The organism is Methylobacterium sp. HMF5984 (genome assembly GCF_045033435.1).
Classification (GTDB): domain Bacteria; phylum Pseudomonadota; class Alphaproteobacteria; order Rhizobiales; family Beijerinckiaceae; genus Methylobacterium.
The window spans coordinates 503,855-526,652 of the sequence record NZ_JBJFLN010000001.1 but is presented as its reverse complement, the minus strand read 5'-3'; the positions used below and the strand labels follow the sequence as shown (position 1 = coordinate 526,652).

The following is a 22,798-nucleotide window of genomic DNA, read 5'->3' as shown; positions in this document are numbered from 1 at the left end:
GACGGGGCCGGCCGCGTGCGGCCGTTGAGGACGGTCTGGTTCAGGCGATGGGGACGGCGGGTGGGCGCGAGGTTGCGTCGGCCGCCGCCGCTCCGGGGATCCAGAGCCGGTCGCGGAAGAAGTGGTCGCGCGACAGCGCCACCAGCGCCGCGCGCTTGTGCGGGAAGTCGACCGTGGCGATCGTGCCGAAGCCGGAGCCGTGCAGGTTGCGGATCTGCTGGGCGTGGTCGGCCCGCGGCTCGCCGACGATGCGCTGCGTGCGCGGATCGTCGAGGAACAGGTAGTGCATCAGCGAGGGTAGCCACGCCGAGAGGTGGGCGCGCCCCCGCACCGCAGGATCGCCGATCGCCACGTGCCAGCCGCGGTCGAACAGTCCGGATTCGTAAAGCGGACCGAGGCGGCCCTCGCGCGCCCAGTACAGCTCGAAATAACCAAACGGCACGCCATCGAGGCAGCCGAACAGCGCGACACTCGCCGGATCGGCGTCGAGCCGCGCGAGATAGGTTTTATGTTCGTCCAATGTCCCGCGCTCCTCCCAGACCTCGGCGACACGGGCGTCGTTCATCCAGTTCGAGAACAGGGCTGCATCGCCGGACTCGGTGAGGGTGCGGAAGCTCAAGGTGCGCCCGAGCCAGGGAATGGCGCGTGCATAGACGATACCCCGCGGCGTCTCGGGCCGCAGGGGATGGCGGCGGCCGTCGGTGACCGTGTGCAGTTCGGGGAACGGCGGCCGCGCCTCGGGCAGCCAGCGCCCGGCGCATTGCCAGAGCAGGCCGGGCAGGATCTCGACTTGGGCTCCGATCCGCCGCGCGGCACCGAGCGTGAGAAGGCGGGCTGCGATTCGCGGGTCGTCAGTCTCAACGCCGATGTGCGTCACCGCCGGGTCCTCGGCCGTCAAAGCTTCGGCGCGGGCGAGCAGCGCGCCCGCCGCGAGCTCGGGGCCTGCCGCACCCGACGCGAAGACGATCGGGGCCTCGCGCGTGCCCTCCACCCGGAGGTCTACCTCCCCAATCGTCATTGTCTCGACCTCGCTCAAACCCGTCCTCCGTCTGGTGCCGACACCCCCATGACGGACGGGCCGGGCCGCGGTTCAGGAATTTCTCTCAGGCCGCCGCAGGATTTTTTCGTGAACCGCGGGCGGGGCCGACCGTCAGACAGGAGGCAGGGGTACGGAAGGGAGGGCGCGTTGGACGCACCGAACGGGACGGAATGGACCGCGGCCGATTTGGTCGTGGTGGTCGATCGCGCCGGGCACGGCGCCTTCTGGCCCTCAGCCCGCGACCTACCGGCCGGCTGGACCACAATCCACGGCCCCTGCGGGATCGCGGATGCGCGGGCGTGGCTCGACGATCCTGCCAATACGCCTTCCCGCGTGGCCGGCTTGCCTGCGTCCGACGCGGATGCCGAAAGCGTACCGGCCCGGCTCGCGCGCCTCGCCGCAGCGGCTCCCGGACACCCAGCGGTACTGTTCGAGGACCGCACGCTGACGCGCGGCGACCTTGACGCACGGGCGGCCAACGTCGCGGACGGTCTCGCGGCCCGCGGCATCGGCCGGGGCGATCTCGTCGCGGTGGCCCTCGACCGCTCTCCGGAGATGATCGTCGCCCTGCTCGGGATCCTGCGCGCCGGCGCCGCCTTCCTGCCGCTCGACCCCGAATACCCGCCCGCCCGCGTGCGAATGATGCTGGAGAATGCCGGCATCGCGCAGTGCATCGCCACTGCCGACATCGCCGCCCGCCTTGACCTACAAGCGACTGTCGCGCGCCTCGATCTCGCCGACCTCACCGCCCCGCCAGGCGCCGCGCCGCCCGCGATGCCGGGGCCGGACGACCCCGCCTACCTAATCTACACCTCGGGCTCGACCGGGCGACCGAAGGGCGTACTCGTCGAGCACGGGCCGCTGGCCATGCATTGCCGCACCACGGCGGAAGCCTATGCGATGGGCGAGGCTTCGCGCGAACTGCACTTCCTGTCCTTCGCCTTCGACGGCGCGCACGAGCGCTGGATGACGCCGCTTTCGGCCGGCGGCTGCATCGTACTGCGCGGGGCCGAACTGTGGACCGCGGCCGAGACGCTGGCCCGTATCCGCCGCTACCGGGTGACCCATGCGGGCTTCCCCACGAGCTATGTCGGGCAGCTTGCCGACTGGGCCGAACGCCTCGGCGAGGCCCCGAACGTCCAGGTCTATTCCTTCGGCGGCGAGGCGATGCCCCGCGAGACCTTCCACACCCTCGGCCGCGCCCTGAAGCCGCGGATGCTGATCAACGGCTACGGCCCGACCGAATGCGTGATCTCGCCGCTGATCTGGGCGGTGGCGCCGGGGGCGGCCTTCGACGAAGCCTACGCGCCGATCGGCCGCGCGGTCGGGGCGCGTGCGACCTACGTGCTCGGGCCCAATCTTGAGCCCATTCCCGAAGGCGAGACCGGCGAGCTCTACATTGGCGGCGGCCTCGCCCGGGGCTACTGGCGTCGTCCGGCGCTCACAGCAGAGCGCTTCCTACCCGACCCGTTCACCCCGGGGGGCGGCCGGATGTACCGCACCGGCGACCGTGTACGTCTGCGCCCTGACGGGACGCTGGCTTTTGCCGGCAGAGCGGATGATCAGGTCAAGATCCGCGGGTACCGGGTCGAGATCGGCGAGGTCGAGGCGGCCCTCCGTGCCCTGCCCGACGTTTCGGAAGCCGTCGTCCTGCACCGCACTGGCCCCGGCGGCGCGTATCTTGCCGGCTATGCGGTCCCTGCCCGCGGGCGTCGCCCGGAGGCCGGCCGCCTGCGTTCCGGCCTCGCCCGCACGCTGCCCAGCTACATGGTCCCGGCGAGCCTCACCATCCTGCCCGGGCTTCCGGTGACCATCAACGGCAAGCTCGACCGGAATGCGCTCCCCGACCCGGCCGCCGACGACCGTCGCGGGCGCCCACCTGGCACCGCCCTTGAGCGCCGTCTGGCAGCGATCTGGTCGGAGGTGCTGGGCAATCACGTTCCCGTAGTCGACCGCTCGTTCTTCGCCCTCGGCGGCGATTCGCTCTCGGCTCTGCGCCTCGTCGCGCGCCTGCGCCTGATCGCCCCCCAGGGCGGCATCGGCGTCGCCGATCTCCTGCGCGATCCGACGATCGTCGAGCTGGCCGCCAGGATCGAAGCTGATGCTGGGGCCTCAGATGACGGCCTTGCGCCGATGGTAAGGCTCGCAAGCGGTGAGCCGAAATCCGACGCTGCGCTCCTCGTGCTGTTTCCCGGCCTCCTCGTCAGCACACGCGAGTACGAGCCGCTTGTCGCCCATCTCGGGGCCGGTCATGCCGCCTACGGCTTCCTCTGCGCGTCACTGGTCGAGGACGTACGGCCACTGCCGTCTCCGACCGATCTCGCCGAAGCCTATGCCGAGCGGGTGCGAAAGCTGATGCGCGGTCGGAAAGGCTCTTGCGTCTTCATCGGCTGGTCCTGGGGCGGAGTGCTCGCCTACGAGACGGCACGGCTGCTCGGCCCCGACTTCCCGCTGGCCTTCGTCGGCATGCTTGACGCCTGCGGTCTGGAGCCAAATTTTGCAGTCGGCGCCGGTCGGCCGATCGAGCCCAATGAGCGGGCGATACACGAGGCGATGATCGCCGCGTCGTCGGATCGCTCTCTGATGCGCTCACATTGGGAGACCCTGCGTGCCCGCATGGACTCGGAGGCCGAGGTGCAGTTCCTGCGCTTCATGGCCGCCGAGCCGCAGCCCCTGCCCGCCGACGGCCCCGAGGTCGGCAGCCGCGAGCGCATGCTATGGACCCTCGTCGACCACGCAATCCAGTTCCGCGACCTCACGCTCGCACCCTCGGCGGTCCCGATCCGCGCGTTCACAGCGAGTGATTCGCTCGCCCGCGGCCTGCCGGTGATCGATTGGAGCGGGCTGACCACGCGGCTGCTGTCCACGGAGACGATCCCTGAGACCGACCATCTCGACATTGTGTTGTCGCCGGAGTTGCACGCGCGGGTCGCCGATCTGCTGACGCTCCGAAGCTTCAACGATGAGGCGAGTGCCGCGTGATCCCCTATTCGGCCCGTCCCTCTTTCGAGGCCCTGCGCGATGCCCACCTCGCGGCACTGACCGGCAGCCTAATCGATGGGGTCGAGCGCGGCCCGAACGGCGCCTGCTATGCTTGGTCGCGCAACATCACCGATCCGACCCTCAACTTCGCCTTCGGCATCCGCACATCCAAAGAGTTCGCCTGGGCCGGTGCGGCGGCCCTTGGGCGAGGCCGGGACCCTGCGTTCCTGGCGCGGGACGCGGACGAGTATGTCGCCCTGCGCACGCTGTTCGAGCCCGCCGTGACCTATCAAGCCCGCTGGATGGCAGCGCAGACCGCCTACGCCGCGGCCTCCGAGGACGTGTCGATCGCCGTGCAGGTAGGCCCCGTGCCGCCGGCCGGTTTCGAGAGCGTGTTCGCCCAGCTCTCGGACGTGCCGGCGGTAAAGGCGCATCTGCGCCGCTACTACCTACCGGCCTTCCGGGTGGCGCGAGGCCGGCCGGACGTCGTGCCGCTCCACCTCGTGCTGTCGGATGAAAGCGGCCCGGCCGCCTGCGCCAGCCTGATGATCCGGGGTGACCTTGCGGGTCTCTACAACGTCAGCACCCGCGCCGACCGGCAGCGCCGCGGCCTCGGGGCCAGCATCACCGCCGCCGCCCTGCAGCAGGCGCGCAGCCGTGGAGCCGCCACCGTCTTCCTGCAATGCGCCGCTGGCAGTCTAGAAGCCTTCTACGAGCGCCTCGGCTTCGCGACGCTGCACGCGCCGTTCCTGCTCTGCACGACCCGACCGTGACTTGACGCTGGGCACCGAGCAACAGAACCGCTTCCCTTCCCCGAGGCGGCTGCGCCTGCCGACCTCGGTCAAGCCTTCGCGCTGGTAGGCGGTGCATCCGGTCAGCCCCTCTCGTAAATCGGTCCGTGACCACGAGGGGATCCCATCGACCGTTCACAGAGCCACATTGTCGGCCGCCGGCATGCTCCCGTCAGACGGCTGGCACGAGTCTCATGGAAACCGCTCAGCGAATGACCGAGGCGCATGCATGTGCGCATCGAACGCGACCGCGGCTACCGGCAGACCGAGCGACCAAAGAAACCGAGGGGGCCCCTTAGGATCTCGTCCCCGCCGGTGACGGGGTTGCGCCATGTGTGAACGACGCAGCCGCCCGCGACGAGGACCCTCCGCCTCCAAGGCGATACCCACACTCGACATCATATAGGGTACCCCCCTATATGACCTATCCGGAAGGACCATCGATGTCTCACACCGTCAAGGACAAGACCAAGCTGCTGGCGCGCGTGCGACGGATCAAAGGACAGGCCGAAGCCGTCGAGCGAGCCCTGCAGGCCGAGATCGGCTGCACGGACGTGCTGATGCTGGTCGCCTCGATGCGTGGGGCCATCAACGGCCTGACCGCCGAGCTGATGGAGGATCACATCCGCCATCACGTCGTGAACCCAGCCACCGAGACCGATCCCGACCGCGCTCGGGGCGCGACCGAGCTGATCGAGGTGGTTCGCACCTACCTCAAATAACGAGGGGTCTGCCCAATGATGCCGTTGACCGACCTGCTCCAGCAGGGGACCGCACACGCATGGCTATTCGTCCCGTCCGCGATCCTGCTGGGGGCCCTACACGGCCTCGAACCCGGTCACTCGAAGACGATGATGGCGGCGTTCATCATCGCGGTGCGAGGCACGGTCACGCAGGCGGTACTGCTGGGTCTTGCGGCGACCCTCTCACACACGGCGGTGGTGTGGGTGATCGCGCTGAGCGGACAGTACCTCGGACAGCAGTGGGGCGGCGAGACCAGCGAGCCGTACTTCCAGCTCGCTTCCGCCGTCATCATCGTCGGCATTGCGCTTTGGATGCTCTGGCGGACGTGGCGCGAGCAGCACGCCGAGCATCAACATCACCACCACGATGAGGCGCAGCTCGTGACCGCCCGCGACGGCGTGTTCAAGCTGGAGGTGTTCGAGGACGGCGTGCAACCCCGTTGGCGCCTGGGCCGGGTCAAGGGCGTGCTGCCCCCACCGCAGCGCGTCAGCCTTCAGACCATTCGACCGGATGGCTTCCGTGAGACCTACTCCTTCACGAACGGGGGCGACTTCCTGGAGAGCATGGAGGAGATCCCGGAGCCGCATGCCTTCACGGCGAGGCTGGACCTGATTGGGTCGGCCGGCACGGAAATCCACGAAGTGGCGTTCGAGGAACACGACCACGACCACGACCACGACCACATGAACTTGGGCGAAGAGAACGATGCCCATGCACGAGCCCATGCCGACGATATCCGGCGGCGGTTCGCGGGCAGGCAGGTGACGACGGGACAGATCGTGGCGTTCGGCCTGACGGGCGGTCTGATCCCCTGTCCGGCGGCGATCACGGTGCTGCTGCTCTGCATCCAGCTAAAGCAGCTCAGCCTAGGGTTCGTGCTGGTGGTGTGCTTCAGCATCGGGCTGGCGATCACCATGGTGTCGGCTGGCGTGATCGCGGCGTTGAGCGTCAAGCACATCGCCAGCCGCTGGTCCAGGTTCAGCAGCTTCGCGCGGCAGGCACCCTATGCCTCGGCGGCGCTGATCGTGCTGGTTGGCCTCTATACCGGCTGGCTCGGCTACCAGGGTATCCAACGCGGCCCGCCTGGACATACGACCGAGGCACCCACTGTACAACGCTCCTGATTTTGCGAATGGCGGCCTACGCGTCGGGAGTAGGCTCACCGACGATGTCCGCTTCCATGGATCGCCTGCCCAAAGCTGACCGAGAGAAATCCACCCCGAGCAGCCATCCCGCTTCCGACCCAACCCGGCCGCCGGAGGCGAAGTAAGCGTTCCTCCAAAGCGGCCGTCCGTAAGCCGTCCGGAAACTTCGGCTCGGGGTGGGAAGCGGGCTTTAGCCGTCCGCCCCGAAGCAGACGTTCCGCCTCCGACCCAAACTCGTCGTTGAGATCGTATCTTCCCACACGTTGAAACGGACACTTGCGTCAAAATCCCCTAAGCACCGCTCTTATCGCATCCCGATCGCGCTGGCCCGGTATTCGCCAGGCGTCATGCCATAGCGATCCTTGAAACGCTTGGAGAAGTGTGACTGGCTGATGAAGCCACAGTCGTATGCCAGCGCCGCGAGAGAGGGGCGGATGCAACCTGAGTCAGACAACCGGGAGGCGGCTAACTCCAGCCGCCGTTGCCAGATCCAGCTACCAATGTTCTCGCCGTGCTCCTGGAACAGCTGCTGCAGCCGCCTGAGGGAGACCCCCATGGCAATCGCGAGTTGAGATGGATCAAGGGTCGGGTCGCCGAGATTGGCCGCGACGTACGCTTTCGCCCGCTGGATCAAGAGCGTGCCAGCCAACGGCCTCGGTGCCTCCCGGGCCATGCGCTCGGATAGGCCCGCAACGAGCAGGTCGATCCCAATGCCGGACAAGCGCTCGGCTAGATCCGGACTGAGCTGCCCCTGGATCCGGGTCAGCTCGTCGATGAAGTTCGTGACCAGAGATGTGGTCACCTGATTGGAGCCGACCGTCAGCCCTGCATATTGCGAGACGGGGCCCAGCATCCGCTCCAAGCGCTCGCGCGGAACCTCGACGATGAGCGAGCGGCTGTGTTCCTTAGTCTCCATGACAGTCGGCTTACGATCGAGCACTACGAACTCACCGGGCCGCTGCACTGACTCACGCCCTCCTTGCGCGCAGGCCAGCGTCCCGGAGAGCATCAGCACAACCGAAACCGTCTCATGCTTGTCGTGCTGTCGGATCGTTCCAGGCGTCGCCTCGGTGCGGATCGCACTCTGGGTGACACGTGTCATTGTGAGCGGACCGACATTCACGCCTTCGAGCGTGCCCTCAAACGGCTTAAAGCCTATTTTTTTCAGCTCGACCGGTACGACTCGCTCGAAGAGGGCGGCTTGCCAGAACCGAAAACTATCCCTCGGATGTATTTTAGAAGTCGTTAACAGCGTAAGCATCTAGGAACTGCAATCCAGAACTTATTTCGCTCTCAGGCATGATTTTTCGCGCTGTGGAGCAAATTCTCTCTTTCCACGCTGGATATAAATAACCGTGGCCTGGAGCGGGTCAAATCACTAAATCGCGCGTGAAAATCGGTGCCGACTTTTGAGACCATACTACCAATCCGAGCAGATCTAGTTGATGGATTTGCTTAAATTTCTCGTACTAGACATGAATCCGAGATTTTATTATTCATTATCAACGATTAGGACTGGAAAATATGTCAATAATGGATAAAACTGTAGCTGTTTTGACTTCGTACGTCTCTCACAATGCCATACCCCCCCGCGGATCTAGCAGATACAATCCGGCACATCTACGCGACCCTGCAAGCTTTGCAGAGCGGCGAGGCCCAGACGCCTGTTTTTGTCCTTCCGACCCGCTCGGCGATTGCCGCCTCCATCAGGCATGACCGCCTCGTGAGCTTCATCGATGGCAAAGCATACAAAGCACTCAAGCGCCATCTGACCGCTAAAGGGATGACGCCAAGCGAGTATCGGAGCCGCTATGGCCTACCGGAGGATTACCCCATGGTATCGCCCGCCTACGCCAAGATTCGCTCGCGCATCTCCAAGCGGATCCCTCGTAGTTCCAAGGCGGTCTGAGCGATGCCATTCCGTAGTGTTGTCATGCTGGCCGACAGGCCGGATCGCAGCCGTGCCCTTGCGGATGCCGCCCGACACGTCACTCATTGTCGGATGGCCGGGCTGGCCGACGATTGGACCGATCTCGATCTCGATCGCGTCCGCGGCGTGATCGCAGACGTCTCGTTGGAACGCGCCGAGGCGCGGCGCTGCCTCGGCAAGCTTTCCGACCGCCTCGGCGGACGCGCATTGCCGATGGTCTGTGTGTTGCAGACGATGCGTAGTGAGGAACTCCGGCAGGCTGAACAACTTGGCGCGACCGCGTGCTTTCCTCCTCAGACTCTGCCGAGCGCACTTGTGACAGGACTGTTTCGTCAAATCGCACCCGGCAAGGCCATGACCGACCTTCTGGTCGAGCATAGCTTCGACCGGGCGGATTTGCTGTTCACGGACATGTTCAAGGCGGCTCGACACGGGCGCGTCGACCTGGAGGCGATCGACGACGAGATCGACCCTGTTCTCCGCGCCGTGAAGGTGGGAGGTCTTCGGCCGTGGCTCGAACTTGTCCGAGCGCATGATGATATGACCGTCCGCCATTGCCTCCTCGTGGCCGGGCTCGCGGCTCACTTCGCGCTTCATCTCGGCCTTTCGCACGATGACCGGACCTCGCTCGTTCGTGGAGCGCTGGTGCACGACGTGGGAAAGGCGAAGATCCCGCTGGCCATCCTGCAAAAGCCGAGTGCCCTCGACGCCGATGAGTTGGGAGTGATGCGGACGCACGCCGCTCTCGGGCACGATATGTTGATGGCAGCGGGGATGACGGACGTCTTCGCGCTGGCCGTCACGCGCCACCATCACGAGATGCTGGATGGCTCGGGGTATCCGGACGGGTTGAGCGATGCATCTATCTCCGATCCAGTCCGCCTACTGACCATCTGTGACATCTATGCCGCCTTGACCGAGCATCGATGCTATCGCCCAGCCATGACGCAGGTCGAGGCCATCGCGATCCTGAGGCGCATGACGCCGGACCGTCTAGAGGCAGCCCTGGTCGAGGCATTCGCAGCGTCCCTAAACGACATCCAGCCCACCCGCGAATTTACCGATACCGTATCGCGCAGCAGCTGAGCTTCTGAAGCAGAAATCTCGCATCTCGGAAGATCTGAGAGCTGCGCGGATGAAAGTCTATCAAAAAACAACGCCCATGTTAAACATCGGAGACATTAATACAAATGCCTGAAACACAAAATACCCTTATTAAAATAGCAGATATATTGGATGTACCAATTGAAGCGTTTTGGAATTTTTCTCGTCTTGACGATGAGCGATCCGAGCGTTTGAAAGACTGCTCAGAATTACTGGAAGCATTCCAAATGATAAGAGATAAAAAATTACGCCTACAATGCATTAGCTACGTCAAATCTTTAATTTCATGAATGCATAGGAGCCAGGCACTCCGATAGTGACGAATGACTCCGAGGTGCCGGCTGGCCGCTACGATCGAGTGGCCTGCTAGAGAATCACCTTATATGCGTTCAAAAACTGTGCATTTTTATAATATCAAGTCGCTGGAATGTTTTGATAAGCTACTTTTAACTATGATATCGTATGATCTTTTAGGTCGTTCATCGGCAAAATAGTTTCCTAATAGGATTCACTGACTTGTTTACGTCGAATCTTTCCATCCGCACAAAACTCGTGCTCGCTTTCTCTGGCATCCTTCTGTTCGTTCTAGCCGTAGGAGGAACTGGCTGGAATGGCATCTCCACCTTAGGCTACTCGGTCGAGAAGGTTGGCCGGGATAGCCTACCGAGCGTCAAAACTGCCGCATCACTGCGCGCAGGCGTGATCGACGTGCGTGTCAGCGTCGTCAATCACATTCTGTACCCCGAAGCAGAACGTATGGAGTTCGAAGAGGATGAGCTTCGCAAGAAAACTGCTGTCGTTGCAAAGCTCATTAAGGTCTACGAACCACTGATCAGTTTGTCGTAGGAACAGCAGTTGTTTCAAACGTTTCAGACGAATTGGAAAGCATACCTCGATGCAGTGCCAGCGGTGATCACCCACTCCCGCAAGGGTGACAAGGCCACTGCTCTTGCTGAAACAACCGCCAATGTGCGTCCGCGCGTCAAGGCAGCAGCGGCGGCCCTCGACGCGATCGTCGCCCTCAACGACGCGGCAGCCGACGCGACGGTGATGGACAGCGAACGCGCCATTGTGATGGCGCGAGCTATTATGTTGACGATCATCGTAGCAGCGACCGTTCTCACGCTCCTCGTCACGGTCTTGATTGTTCACAGCATCTCGCATGGCATCGGCTCGATCGTGCGTCCCATGCAGGCACTGGCATCGGGGGACGAGGCGGTGACGATCCCGCATCAGGGGGCAAACACTGAAATCGGCACAATCGCTGATGCAGTCCAAGTGTTTAAGGAGAACCTGATCCGGACGCGCAAGCTGGAGGCAGACACGGCGGAGGCGCGGCTGGCGGCGGAGGCGCAGCGCAAGGCCGGAATGCGCCAGATGGCCGACGACTTCGAGACTGCGGTGGGCAGTATCATCGGTACTGTCGGCGCGGCCGCGACGCAGCTGCAGGCCACCGCCCAGACCATGACGGCAACGGCAACCGAGACTGCGAGCCAGTCCACCACCGTCGCCGCGGCGGCCGAGGAGGCGGCGTCCAACGTCGGCACGGTCGCCGCGGCGGCCGAGGAGCTCGGCTCCTCGGTCCAGGAGATCGGCCGCCAGGTCCAGGGCTCGGCCGAACTCGCCGACATTGCGGTGCAGGAGTCCGCACAGACCGCGGTCCTGGTCCAGGAACTGCGCGACGCTACTACCCGTATAGGCGACGTGGTCAAGATGATCTCGGACATCGCGGGCCAGACGAACCTGCTCGCGCTCAACGCGACGATCGAGGCGGCGCGGGCCGGCGAGGCCGGCAGGGGACTCGCCGTCGTCGCCTCCGAGGTGAAGGAACTTGCCGGGCAGACCGCGCGGGCGACGGGCGAGATCGGCGCGCAGATCGGCCGGATCCAGGCCGCGACCGAGCAGAGCGTGAACTCGATCGCCGGGATCTCCGCCCGCATCGCCGAGATCAACGCCGTCTCCGCCTCGATCGCCGCCGCCGTGGAGCAGCAGGGCGCGGCGACGCAGGAGATCGTCCGCAATATCTCGCAAGCCGCGATGGGGACCGGCGAGGTCACGGCCAACATTGCTGGTGTCGCAGGCGCAGCCGAGGAGACCGGTGCAGCGGCGACCCAAGTGCTGGGCGCGGCTTCCGAACTGTCGCGCCAATCCGAGCATCTTGGGGCGGAGGTGGCCCGCTTCCTAGCTACAGTGCGCGTAGCCTGATCCCAGATCATCTGTACGAATGTCCGCTTCTGCTGCCTGTCGTTGCGGAAGCGGACCGGCGGAAATCCACCCCAAGCAGCCATTCCGATCCCGACCCACCCCAGCCACCCGGACCGCCGTCGGCGCTTATTCAAAGCGGCCGTTCATCGGCCCTCCGGCAACCTTGGTTCGGGGTGGCTTTCTGCCGGTCCGCTTACGCGTCGCGACTAAGGCAATGAGCCGTTCCATAACGCGCTGAAAGGTAGGGTCGGTGCGCTCCCGTGGCTTCGAGGCCGAGGCCACCGCCAACCTCGCGCCGGGCACGAACCTGACTGTCGCCTACACGCATGTCGACCTCCGGTTCGTGAATGCGATCGCCTCGACCGGGGACTCGATCAACGGCAACCGAGTCTCCGGCATCCCCGGCGACACATATGCCTCGTTCCTGACCTACGCCTTCCCGCCATCCTCACTTCTGCGCGGCCTCCAGCTTGGCGGCGGCATCCGCTACATCGATTCGAGCTACGCGGACGATCTCAACACGGTACGCAACACCGCCGTGACGCTCTACGACGCACTGGTCGCCTACGACTTCGCCGCCCTCGACCCGCGATACAATGGGTTCCGTGTACAGGTGAACGGCTACAACATTTTTGATCGCAACTTCCAGACCTGCTCGTTCGGATTTTGTAATCGCAACCAGCCAACTACCGTCATCGGAAGCCTGATCTATTGTTGGTGAGGAATCTTCTCGATCGGCAATCTGACTTGGACCGCTTGTCGCCGCGATAAGATGGCAGTCAACTGCCACGTCATCATGAGTGTCCCTCTGAAGGGTGATCTCTTCTTGGGATGCATTTTACGCCGCTTGTAGGTGACGGATCGTGCCGAGCACCTCAGCCCGATGGACCTCCAAGCGGTGGATAAGCGGGCGCAGGTCCGCCTCGCCTTGAGCGGCCGCCTCGATCTCGCGGCAGAGGCGCGACAACCGGGTGAAGCCGAGCATGCCGGCGGCCGAGACCAGCGCGTGGGCGTCGTGGGCGACCTGGACCCGGTCGCTCTCGGCGGATCGGAAGCGGTCGCGCAGTTCGCTGCCCATCAGGTCGAGGAGCGACGCCACGCGTTCGGCCCCGAACCCGTCCTTCAGAGCGCCGAACACCGCACTGTCGAGAACGGTTTCGGACCCATCCATCGCCGCGGATGCCAGCGCAAGGCGGGGCTCGCGCTGGGTTCCGGTCCAGCGAGCGATGGTGGCGTAGAGGTCGGCTTGGCGAAACGGCTTGCTGACGTGGTCGTCCATACCAGCTGCCCGAGCTGCGCTGACCTGTTGAGGCAGCACATTGGCCGTCATTGCTATGATCGGGATCTCGCAGGCCGGTGGTGGTAGTGCGCGGATGTGACGGGCCGCAGTCAGGCCGTCCATCACCGGCATCTGCACGTCCATCAGAACGAGGTCGTAGGTACGCCCGGTCTTGATCGCTACCTGGACCGCTGTGATCGCTTCGGCGCCGTCTCCGACCACGTCGACCACGTGGCCCTGAGCTTCCAGTACGGCGCAAGCAAGCTCCTGGTTGATCGGCACGTCTTCCACCAGCAGTAAGCGTAAAGACTGCACCACGGTGCCAGCTTCCAACGTGGCTGGTGTCGAGGTAGGCCGCTTGGCTACCGGCGACTCGCCGCTGGGCAGTGTTAGGGTGAACCAAAAGGTCGAGCCGACACCCTGGCGGCTCACCACGCCGATCTCGCCGTTCATCAGCGAAAGCAGCTGCCGGCAGATGACAAGGCCAAGCCCAGAGCCGCCGAAGCGACGGCTGATCGAGCCGTCGACCTGGCTGAACCGCTTGAACAACCTGTCCTGCTGCGCCGGATCGATGCCGATGCCGGTATCCGTCACTTCGAAGCGTAGGTCGTGCCCGCGCTTGTCAGAGCCTTCGCGGGTGACCACTAGGGTCACCGAGCCGGCGGGGGTGAACTTCACGGCATTGTTCAAAAGGTTCAGCAGCACTTGGCGCAGGCGGTTCACGTCTCCGTGGACGAAAGCTGGCAGGTCCGGGTCGATCCGGGTCTCGATCCGCAGGTCGCTCTTGAGGGCGCCGCCGCGGACGATCGAGACGGTGTTGTCGATCATCGAAAACAGCGGGAACGACACCGGGTCGAGGGTGAGCTGCCCGGCCTCAATCTTCGAAAAGTCGAGGATGTCGTCGACGACGGTGACGAGTGCAGCGCCGCAACCCTGGATCAGCTCCAATCGGCGTTGGTCCTCCGGCTGCAAGTGGGGCCCGTCAAGAAGCAAGTCGGTGTAGCCGAGGATGCCGTTCAACGGTGTGCGGATCTCGTGGCTCATCGCCGCTAGGAATATGCTCTTGGACTCGCTTGCCCGCTCGGCCTCAATGCGTGCCTGTTCCGCAACGCGCGTCTGCTCCTCGACACGCTGTGCGAGTGTCGCGTTTAGTTCGAACAAGGCGCGCTCCGCGGACTCCCTCGCAGTCTCATCTCGTAACGTCAGCACGGCTCCGATCTGCTCGCCATTCACCCCGCGAAGGGGTTGTGCATTGCCGATCGCAAGCACCCCGACACCATCCGGTCGAACGATCCGCCACCGTGCCTCTCGGACTGTCTCTCCCCGCACTGCACGAGCAAGCGGCAAATCAAGCGGCGGATACGGTCGGCCATCCTCGGTTAAGAGGTGGTAAGTGTCGCTGTAGGCATCCGGCTCGACATCGAGTCGAGCGACACCGTGGATGGCAGCCGCAGCCCCGTTCACCATCGTGATCCTGCCCACCGTATCGGTAACGATTACGCCCTCGGCGAGCTGATTGAGGATAATGGCCTGAGTGGCAGCGGCAGCTTCAGTTTGGTCCGTAGGATCGATCGGGAAAAAGGGGGAAGGCTGCATTTGGACCGGCGTGCCGTGTAGGTGTCTGCCCGGCGAGACCACGGGCAGGCGATCACGATCCAGGAACTTCAAGGTTCAGGCGGGACGATACACCTGCCACCCTGTAGGAGAGGTAAAATGCCCGACACCCTTCCGCGGTGGACATCGCCCCGCTCAACTCTTCTGCCAATCGCTGTTCAGCGGCTGAACAGCTGCTACACGGTGGGCCTTTCGACGCATGTGCGCCGGCGGCGCTCGCGAGCACCCGCACCCGCGACTACGTCATCCGCCGCGAGCTCGATATCGCCGAGGGCGACGCCTACAACCGCGTGCTGACCGACCGCGCCGAGCGCCGCCTGAACGGCCTCGGCTTCTTCAAGAAGGTCCGCTTCTCGAACGAGCCCGGCTCCTCGCCCGACCGCGTCGTGATCAACATCGACGTCGAGGATCAGCCCACGGGCTCGTTCTCGGTGGCGGGTGGCTACTCCACCCAGGACGGCATCATCGGCGAGGTCTCGGTCTCCGAGTCGAACTTCCTCGGTCGCGGCCAGTACGTCCGCGTCGCCGGGACCGGCGGCCAGTACTCGCGCGGGGTCGACTTCTCGTTCACCGAGCCGTACTTCCTCGGCTACCGCCTCGCGGCCGGCTTCGACGCGTTCTACAAGTACAGCGACCTGACCCGCTACTCGCGCTACGAGACGACCGTCTACGGCGGCCAGATCCGCATCGGCCTGCCGGTGACGGAAGCCTTCGGCGTGACCCTGCGCTACTCGCTCCACAACACCGAGCTGAAGGTCCCGAACTCGATCAAGCAGCCCTACAACGATTGCTCGAACCCGATCCCGGGCCTCACCACCGTCTATGCGCCGGGGCAGATCCTTAACGGTCGCGACGTCGGCGGCCTCGCCAAGTATCCGGACTGCGCCTACAACGGCGAAGCTTCGATCGCGATCAAGGGTTCGCAGGGCAACACGCTCACCTCGCTCGCCGGCCTGACGCTCGCCTACTCGACGCTCGACGTGATCGGCGCGCCCCGGAACGGCCTCTACGCCGAACTGAAGCCCGACCTCGCCGGCCTGGGCGGCGACTCGAAGTTCTTCCGCGTGACCGGCGACGCCCGGTACTACAAGGAGATCTACGAGGACGTCGTCGGCTTCGTGCGCATCCAGGGCGGCCACATCGAGGCGCTCGACAGCAACCCGCTGCGCATCACCGACCAGTTCTTCCTCGGACCGTCGCTCGTCCGCGGCTTCGCCCCGAACGGCATCGGCCCGCGCGACGTCGGCACCACCGACGCCCGCTCCAACGCCATCGGCGGCTCGACCTATGTCGGCGGCACCCTCGAGGTCCAGTTCCCGTTGCCTTACGTGCCGCGTGACCTCGGATTGAAGGGTGCTCTGTTTGCGGATGCTGGAACATTGTTCGGCTATAAGGGCAAGCGCACTTTCGATGTGAACGGTGACGGCTTCATCAACGGGTACAGCGCGACGACAGGCTGCAAGTAAAGTGCCTACACGATCGGTGTCGAGCCGGAGTGCGTCAACGTCCGCGACAAGGCGGTGATCAGATCATCCATCGGTGCCTCGATCCTCTGGAATTCGCCGCTCGGACCCATCCGCTTCGATTATGCCTACGCGCTCACTAAAGACGATGGCGTGAAGGTGTATGTCCCGACCCTGGGCAAGTATGGCCATATTGGCGCAGATCAGACCCAGGCCTTCCGGTTTTCTGGCAGAACGAAGTTCTAGCGCCCCTATCTATTCTGTGACAACACGAACATTACTCGCTGGGTAAAGGACGAGGATCACATCTAGAAGGCGCTTGATTTCGCCGGCATGGGCGCCTGCAACGGCGTCACCGCGGTCTCCGTTCAAGTCGGCCTAACAGGCGTCTCCGACGTGCTTGACGGCACGCACAACCTCTTCATCGCGCTCTCCACCGATCCGAAACCTGAGGCGATGCTGGAGGGCATCGGCAGCCGCTTCTCCGTCCCCGAGACGGCGATCAACACGTTTTCGGTCGGCTATCCCATCCAGTCGCCGCTCGACGCCGTGCTGACACTATGCAGCCGGCATGGCTTGTACTCCGAAGACGTCCGGCAGGTGGTGATGAATCTGCCGACCGATGCGGTCGGCATCGCAGGCCACAGTCCATGCAGGACGTGAACTGCCAGCACCTTGTCGCCTTGGCACTCGTGAGGGGTGCGGTCTCCTCCGCGAACAGCCATGATCCGAGCTTGATGCAAGAGCCTCAAATCATCTGTTGGCGGACAATCTCAGGCAAGCGCAGATTTCGGCTTCTTTTCGATTCTGTGAACTGCATTTCAGTCTCGACCTACTTTAGCGCAAAGGCGATCTGCTCACGAGTGGATGTGTTCGTAATCGTCCCGATCCTCCCATCTGGGTTCCACAAAACTGCAAAGCTCTCACTCAGGCCGGACCAGAGCAATGATGGGACGTCAGGCATTAATCGGCCGATGCCGACTCTAGCCTATAAAACCTTGAGATCGTACGGGCGTAGCCTCTCTCGGGATCATAGGTTAAAATCTCGCTCGTCCGGTTTTCGCCGTCTCGGAGCAGCGGATGGCCGAGGACGGTTCCGACCAGATGTGGGACGGGATACTCGACTACGCGCCACTTCCACATTCTCGGCGCATCACGCAGTTCGTCCTCACCCGGATGCCACCCTCGGGCGATGCGATCGAGATCGTCTGCGATGGCGCGATACTTCCGCGCGTTCTCGGCGAGACGAGGAAAGGGGCCATTCCCCTGGTTCAGGACGGACATGGACGTGCTCCATTGCTCCGGCACACGTTGCGGCCGGTTCGGGCAGGACATTCGGTGGTGGTTTCTGGTCGTGGAGAAGGGTCAGCGGCGGCGTCGCACGAACCGGGGAAACGACGGCCCCGGCAGCAATTCGCCTCCGATTTCAGATCCGCGGGTCTTTCAGAGCGTCGCGGTGGAATTCGGTGCGACGCTTCAGGGCCTCGAACGCGGTGCGTCGTCTCAGAAGCTCGGCCAAGCCTTCGATGACAGCTTCGCGGTCGCCGTCGAGGATCGCGCACAATTCTTCGATGGCCTCGGCCAACAGCTGCAAATCGCCGAGATCGGGTTCATCGGGAGGAAGCGCGAACATCACGCCTCCCCCATCGCAAAGGCCGGTACGGGCATCTCGACCAGATGCGCAGGCGCAGCATGAACCTGCATGATCCGGTCGACATCCTTGGCGGAAAGGTAGCCTGCCGCGGCAAGTTCCGAGGCGATCGCGCGCAACGCCGGCATTTGTGTCTCCAGAACAGTACGAGCTCGTGCATAAGCCGCACGCAGCCGCGCAGCCACCGTCTCGACGAGACCGTGGACGAGGTAGAGTGGGCTATCTGCCGGGTCGACATAGTAGGGTCCCAGCTTGCCGAGCCCGAACTGCAGGTCGATGTTGCGGGCCAACGCTGTCGCCTGGGCGAGGTCCGAGCCCGAACCGAAGCCGCTGCCGATCGAGATGTCGCCGAACGCGATCTCCTCGGCCGCGCGGCCGGCGAGCAGCATAGCGAGCGCCGCCTCGAGCTGCGGGAGTGTCGCAGCACCATCGACGGGAGCTTCGAATTGGGCTTCGCCGCCTCCGTCGTGGAGCGTGAGGTCGACGATTGCGCTGTGGCCGAGCGACCGGCCCACGATCGCATGGCCCGCCTCGTGGATGGCAGCGCGCCGCCGCGCCTCCTCGGACATCGCGAGCCGTCCCTGGCGGATCTCGGCCAGGACGTCTTCCAGATCGATCTGGCGCCCTGCACGCCGCGCTGCCCCCCTGGCGCGGCGCACGAAGGCCTCGACATCGGCTCCGGTCTTGCCGCGCGCGGCGAGGGCGAGCGGCAGCAACGAAGCCCCGGCCAGAGCGTCGGCTCCGAGATGATGCCGGAAGATCCTGGCCAGGCTCGTCGTGTCCGGCCGCTTGATCGTGATCTCCCGATCGAGGCGTCCGGCTCGCTTCACGGCGGGATCGATCTTCTCGGGATGGTTCGAGGCCGCAACGACCACCACGCCCGGGCGCTCCTCGACGCCGGCGAGCAACTCGAGGAACAGGTTCACCACCTGGGTCCAGTACTGCACGTGCTCGCCGCGAATCTGCGCGCGGTCCGAGATCCCATCGAGCTCGTCGATGAAGAGGATGCAAGGAGCCTGGGCCCGAGCCTGTGCGAACGCCCTGCGGATCGACTGCAGGGTGCCGGAAAGATAGTCCGATGCGTTCCATTCCGCGACCGAAGTCGCCACCAAAGGGACACGCGCGGATTTTGCCAGGGCGCGTGCGAAGCTGGTCTTGCCGACCCCCGGCGGCCCCGACAGCAGCAGGCCCCGATTGTCGATGTCGGCCCAGGCGAGGCGGCCGATCCGATACGTCTGCAAGTCGACGGCAAGGGCCAGACCCCAATCCTTGGCCACACCATACCCGTCGAGTTCCTCGAGTGACGGCCCCGACTGGAGGTAGTCGGCCTTGGCAGCCATGACCCGTGCGATCGCATCGATGCAGGCGTCAGGCGAAGCGGCGCCTCGGAATGCGATCGGCAGGTCTGCGATGTCGAGGGTACGGACCAGATCGGGATCGATCCGGCGTGTCGGACAACCGCCGGTGACCGCATCGATGACGAGATCGAGCCCGCTCCGATCCAGGCCCGGGAGCATAAGGCGATGCTCGGCCGCGCGAAGGAGATCGCGCGGCAACTGGCGCATCGGGTCGGGAGCGACGCCGACGATGGGAACGCGCGCGTGGAGTGCCGAGGCGACCATCGAGTTGCCGACATCCGTCCTGTGCTCTTTGTGCGAGCCGTCGCGGACGAGCAGGCCCGCTTGCTTTGCTCCCAGAGCAACCGGTCGGTTTCCGCTCAGATCCATCGCGCGGACACCGGGTCGGAAGGCGCATCTCTCGAGGATATCCCGCACTGGCTCGACGAGATCGGGCAGATGGGTGGTGATGACGACGACCGGCGCCTCTCGCCGCAGTCGGCGAACGAGACCGTCTTCCGCCTCAATAGCGCGAGCGACGAGGACAGCTACCGCGGCGAGATCCGCAGGAAGGGGCACGTGCTCGGTTTTTCTCTCGCCCTCGGTCTGCGCCAGGATGCGCTCGACCGGATCCTCACTCTCCTGGTTAAAATCGCAATCTAACCCGAGATCGCCTTTGAGCTTGGTCTTCCTACGCTCCTCCTGCTCGAGGGTACGCAGGAACGCGCGGGCGAGCGCATCGGGCACCTGGGCATCTTGATGCTGGTCGTTCGGGGTCGTCGAGGACGGCAACATGTCATGATCTCCCACGGCCAGGCAGCAGCGCCGGCCGTCAGCGTGAGGGCTGGATCGAATGCAGCGACGCGGCTGGCTCGAAGGAATCAGAGCACACGGCAAGCGTCGGCTTCAGGAGATCGCCTGCTTCATAGGCGATAGAATGGATGTAGAACGGACAAAGAACAAAGCGCAAGCTTCCGTTTGCCTCCTGTCGCCTGGCCTGTGGATAGATACGGAAGCCCAAGAGCAGTCCGTCACAGTTCACACTAGCGAACAAGGCAGAATGCCGGTGGTCGAAACCCGTGGACAAGCTGATGCCAATTTCCGCTATTTGACGTGAAGATATTTTTATATTCAGATTAGCTGGAAAATCTCGCTTCTAATTATTATTCACTCTCGCTATCGCCGAAGAATCAGATTTATGGCCCCATTAGAGCAAGAAAATTGCCAAAAAAACTAGATCTTTGAGTCAAACCGCTCTGACGCTCAAGGTAAAAATTCCCTCCTGTCCCCAAAAATTTGAAAGCGCACTGCGTAAGAGGAACGGCCGGATAGCATGACGGTGCGGTAGATCTGCGCTTTCCAGCATGCATCTACGAGGCCGCAAACAAACTTATTTGAGAACTGGTATAAGCTTGTGCGAGAAACCGGAAACTTCTCTGAGAAACTACAGCGGACGGCGCCGTCGACGGAATCGTCGCGGATCTCGGCGTCGCCGAACAGGGCGTAGACCGGCTGCGCGCCGGCCGGCGGCTCGTCGTAGAGCCGGAACGTGCCCCCCATCAGCCGGGCGAGCGCGGCATCGGTGGAGAACCGCGCGATGAGCGCCGCGCGCAGGGCGAGGAGCGGGCTCGGCGCCGGCGGGGCGAGGGCCGTGCCGGGCGATGCGTCGGTCATGGGCTCGCCTCCGACAGGGCCTCGACGTGGCAGACGAGGTCGCGGTCGCGCTCGTCCGGATCGACGATCGTCCGGATGGCGAAGCGGCGCGGGCCGGCGGCGAGCCGCATCGCCGGCGTGAGCCCGGTGCGCGCCCGCAGGGTGATGCGGTGGGTCGCGACGCTGTCGTCGCGCCCGCCGCGGAGGCGCTCGACGGCGCCGACCGGCTCGATCGCCCCCCACAGCACCGGCCCGGCGACGTAGCGCCGGAGGATGCCGCCGAACCCGTCGGGCTCGTCCACCGGCAGCTCCAGCACGAGCCGGCGCCGGCGCGTGCCGATCGCCCGCGGAACGGTGTCGGGCATGGTGGCCTCCGGGGTACGGGACATCGCGAAGCGGGTTCGGGCGAGCACGTCCGGCGGCGCGGATCACAGCCGCAGCCGGCGGAACGGCGCGGTCGCCGACGCGAGGTCGGCCCCGTCCGAGAAGGCGTCGTCGCCGCGGTGCTCGTACCGGGCGGCGGCCCGCCGCAGCACGGCGAGCCTCAGCGGCGGCGGGATCGGAGGCCCGTCGCCGCCGTATCCGGCCACGAGATCGACTAGCACGGCGCGCCCGGCCGCATCGGGGATCGCGGCGAAGAGCAGGCCCGGCGCCTCGATCCGGTCGGCGGCGAGGCTCGCCGAGCCCGCGGCGAATTCGGCGATGCTGCCATCCGCCGCGGAGAACCCGGCGCGCACCAGGGCGACGAGGGGGCTCAGCGGTACCGGCACGCGCCCGTCCGCGGGCAGCCGGTCCAGCACCATCCGCCAGGTGCCGGGCACGAGGATGCGCCGGGTCTCGGCCTCGACCTCGCTGCGGGCGGCCGCGATCAGGCCGGCGAGCAGGTCGTCCTCGGTGGCGTCGTCCGGGTCGAGGCGCAGGTAGCCGCGCAGCTCGGGCACGCTCACCGGCTCGACGACGGCGCCGGCCACGCGTATCGGCATCATCGCGCATCTCCATGAAGCGTGGATCGAGGGGTCTCGATGGTGTTCGGACAGCGCGTTCCCCGCCCGGCCGCGATCGGCCTGGCGTGGCTCGCGACCCTGGCGTGGGCCGGCGGGCCGGCGCATGCCGTGGTCGGCGGCGCCGAGGCGACGCCCGAGGGCGCGGTGATGGTGCTGTCGTCGAAGGGCGGGGTCTGCTCCGCCGTGGTGGTGGCGCCGGACACGGTGCTCACCGCCGGCCATTGCGCCGGCGCGGGCCTCGAGCACCGCGTCCATTTCCGCGACGCGTCCGGGCAGCCGGTCCTCGTTGAGGTCGCGGCCCGGGCGGTCCATCCGGGCTACGATGCCGGGGCGATCGCCGGCCGGCGGCGCTCGATCGACCTCGCGCTGCTGCGCACGGCGACGCCGCTGCCGCCGCGCTTTTCCCCGGCGACGTTCAGCACCGCGAGCCCGCGGGCCGGCGAGACGCTGACGCTGGCCGGCTACGGCGCCGAGCGGCCCGGCGACCCGCGCTCGACCGGCACCTTCCGCAGCGTCGCCCTGCCGGTGATCGAGCCCTACGGCCCGAGCCGCATCCTGGTCTGGCTCAAGGCAGCGGGCCGCGCCGGCGGCTGCCAGGGCGATTCCGGCGGCCCGGTCTCGGACGCGGCGGGCGTCGTCGCCGTCACCGCCTGGATCGGCGGCGCCTGCGGTGGCCTGACCCAGGCCGTCCGCGTCGCGCCGCAGCGCGACTGGCTCGACCGCACGCTCGCCGGCTGGGACCGGACGGCGCGCTGGCACTGAGCCGGCGGTCCCGCCGGCCCCGAGGAACCGAACCTTGGCCGACGGATTGCTTTACGTTAGGCTTCAGTCCCACCTGCCGAGAGCGCCCTCGGCCC

At 65.2% G+C, this 22,798-nt stretch carries 18 protein-coding genes and 4 pseudogenes; 13 read left to right on the top strand and 9 right to left on the bottom strand.

What is annotated here, in order from left to right:
• Positions 1-40: 40 nt before the first annotated feature.
• Positions 41-1,036, bottom strand: a complete 996-nt coding sequence (locus ACFZ8E_RS02495; RefSeq protein ID WP_405041896.1) for a GNAT family N-acetyltransferase — start codon at positions 1,034-1,036, stop codon at positions 41-43.
• A 150-nt stretch (positions 1,037-1,186) separates the two neighbouring features.
• On the opposite strand from ACFZ8E_RS02495, the gene ACFZ8E_RS02490 reads away from it, so the two are divergent.
• The 4 genes from ACFZ8E_RS02490 to ACFZ8E_RS02475 all read left to right on the top strand — a co-directional run bounded on the left by ACFZ8E_RS02490 (position 1,187) and on the right by ACFZ8E_RS02475 (position 6,680).
• Positions 1,187-4,021, top strand: a complete 2,835-nt coding sequence (locus ACFZ8E_RS02490) for an amino acid adenylation domain-containing protein (protein WP_405041895.1) — start codon at positions 1,187-1,189, stop codon at positions 4,019-4,021.
• Positions 4,018-4,794 (top strand): GNAT family N-acetyltransferase, encoded by a 777-nt coding sequence (locus ACFZ8E_RS02485; protein ID WP_405041894.1) that lies wholly within the window; start codon positions 4,018-4,020, stop codon positions 4,792-4,794. The genes ACFZ8E_RS02490 and ACFZ8E_RS02485 overlap by 4 nt, the downstream gene beginning before the upstream one ends.
• 461 nt (positions 4,795-5,255) lie before the next feature.
• Positions 5,256-5,534 (top strand): metal/formaldehyde-sensitive transcriptional repressor, encoded by a 279-nt coding sequence (locus tag ACFZ8E_RS02480; protein WP_405044311.1) that lies wholly within the window; start codon positions 5,256-5,258, stop codon positions 5,532-5,534.
• Positions 5,535-5,549: 15 nt separating this feature from the next.
• A complete protein-coding gene (locus ACFZ8E_RS02475) occupies positions 5,550-6,680 on the top strand; it encodes a nickel/cobalt efflux transporter (protein ID WP_405041893.1) in 1,131 nt (376 codons plus the stop codon).
• A gap of 325 nt (positions 6,681-7,005) precedes the next feature.
• Here ACFZ8E_RS02475 and ACFZ8E_RS02470 read toward each other — a convergent pair whose 3' ends face one another.
• The gene (locus tag ACFZ8E_RS02470) at positions 7,006-7,962 is read right to left on the bottom strand and encodes a helix-turn-helix domain-containing protein (RefSeq protein WP_405041892.1); all 957 of its coding nucleotides are present in this window, start codon (positions 7,960-7,962) and stop codon (positions 7,006-7,008) included.
• 315 nt (positions 7,963-8,277) lie between these two features.
• Between ACFZ8E_RS02470 and ACFZ8E_RS02465 the strand changes: the two genes are divergently transcribed.
• From ACFZ8E_RS02465 to ACFZ8E_RS02440, 6 genes and pseudogenes are all read left to right on the top strand, one after another.
• Positions 8,278-8,610 (top strand): MucR family transcriptional regulator, encoded by a 333-nt coding sequence (locus ACFZ8E_RS02465; protein WP_405041891.1) that lies wholly within the window; start codon positions 8,278-8,280, stop codon positions 8,608-8,610.
• A gap of 93 nt (positions 8,611-8,703) precedes the next feature.
• A complete protein-coding gene (locus tag ACFZ8E_RS02460; RefSeq protein ID WP_405041890.1) occupies positions 8,704-9,717 on the top strand; it encodes an HD-GYP domain-containing protein in 1,014 nt (337 codons plus the stop codon).
• A 104-nt stretch (positions 9,718-9,821) separates the two neighbouring features.
• Positions 9,822-10,025 carry a hypothetical protein gene (locus ACFZ8E_RS02455; RefSeq protein ID WP_405041889.1) on the top strand — a complete coding sequence of 68 codons (204 nt, stop codon included), beginning with the start codon at positions 9,822-9,824 and terminating at the stop codon, positions 10,023-10,025.
• A gap of 226 nt (positions 10,026-10,251) precedes the next feature.
• Positions 10,252-10,782: pseudogene (locus ACFZ8E_RS02450) on the top strand (MCP four helix bundle domain-containing protein); the annotation flags it as partial.
• A gap of 3 nt (positions 10,783-10,785) precedes the next feature.
• Complete coding sequence (locus ACFZ8E_RS02445; RefSeq protein ID WP_405044310.1) at positions 10,786-11,940, top strand: methyl-accepting chemotaxis protein; 1,155 nt, start codon at positions 10,786-10,788, stop codon at positions 11,938-11,940.
• Positions 11,941-12,184: 244 nt separating this feature from the next.
• Positions 12,185-12,661 (top strand): annotated as a pseudogene (locus ACFZ8E_RS02440) (TonB-dependent receptor domain-containing protein); the annotation flags it as partial.
• A 117-nt stretch (positions 12,662-12,778) separates the two neighbouring features.
• On the opposite strand, the gene ACFZ8E_RS02435 reads toward ACFZ8E_RS02440, so the two are convergent.
• The gene (locus tag ACFZ8E_RS02435; RefSeq protein ID WP_405041888.1) at positions 12,779-14,887 is read right to left on the bottom strand and encodes an ATP-binding protein; all 2,109 of its coding nucleotides are present in this window, start codon (positions 14,885-14,887) and stop codon (positions 12,779-12,781) included.
• Positions 14,888-15,054: 167 nt separating this feature from the next.
• Here ACFZ8E_RS02435 and bamA point away from each other — a divergent pair.
• A pseudogene (gene bamA / locus ACFZ8E_RS02430) lies at positions 15,055-16,542 on the top strand (outer membrane protein assembly factor BamA); the annotation flags it as partial.
• 39 nt (positions 16,543-16,581) lie between these two features.
• Positions 16,582-17,054: pseudogene (locus tag ACFZ8E_RS02425) on the top strand (MmgE/PrpD family protein); the annotation flags it as partial.
• Between the two features lie 205 nt (positions 17,055-17,259).
• On the opposite strand, the gene ACFZ8E_RS02420 reads toward ACFZ8E_RS02425, so the two are convergent.
• The 6 genes from ACFZ8E_RS02420 to ACFZ8E_RS02395 form a co-directional block, all read right to left on the bottom strand.
• Complete coding sequence (locus tag ACFZ8E_RS02420) at positions 17,260-17,580, bottom strand: DUF6634 family protein (RefSeq protein WP_405041887.1); 321 nt, start codon at positions 17,578-17,580, stop codon at positions 17,260-17,262.
• Between the two features lie 142 nt (positions 17,581-17,722).
• A complete protein-coding gene (locus ACFZ8E_RS02415) occupies positions 17,723-17,929 on the bottom strand; it encodes a hypothetical protein (protein ID WP_405041886.1) in 207 nt (68 codons plus the stop codon).
• A complete protein-coding gene (locus ACFZ8E_RS02410) occupies positions 17,929-20,079 on the bottom strand; it encodes an AAA family ATPase (RefSeq protein WP_405041885.1) in 2,151 nt (716 codons plus the stop codon). Before ACFZ8E_RS02410 ends, ACFZ8E_RS02415 begins: the two co-directional genes overlap by 1 nt.
• A gap of 468 nt (positions 20,080-20,547) precedes the next feature.
• A complete protein-coding gene (locus ACFZ8E_RS02405; RefSeq protein WP_405041884.1) occupies positions 20,548-20,958 on the bottom strand; it encodes a DUF3168 domain-containing protein in 411 nt (136 codons plus the stop codon).
• Complete coding sequence (locus ACFZ8E_RS02400) at positions 20,955-21,302, bottom strand: head-tail adaptor protein (RefSeq protein ID WP_405041883.1); 348 nt, start codon at positions 21,300-21,302, stop codon at positions 20,955-20,957. The genes ACFZ8E_RS02405 and ACFZ8E_RS02400 overlap by 4 nt, the downstream gene beginning before the upstream one ends.
• Before the next feature lie 63 nt (positions 21,303-21,365).
• A complete protein-coding gene (locus ACFZ8E_RS02395) occupies positions 21,366-21,923 on the bottom strand; it encodes a hypothetical protein (RefSeq protein WP_405041882.1) in 558 nt (185 codons plus the stop codon).
• A gap of 36 nt (positions 21,924-21,959) precedes the next feature.
• Between ACFZ8E_RS02395 and ACFZ8E_RS02390 the strand changes: the two genes are divergently transcribed.
• Entirely contained in the window at positions 21,960-22,703 is a 744-nt protein-coding gene (locus tag ACFZ8E_RS02390) for a trypsin-like serine protease (RefSeq protein WP_147858888.1), read from the top strand.
• Positions 22,704-22,798 lie beyond the last annotated feature (95 nt).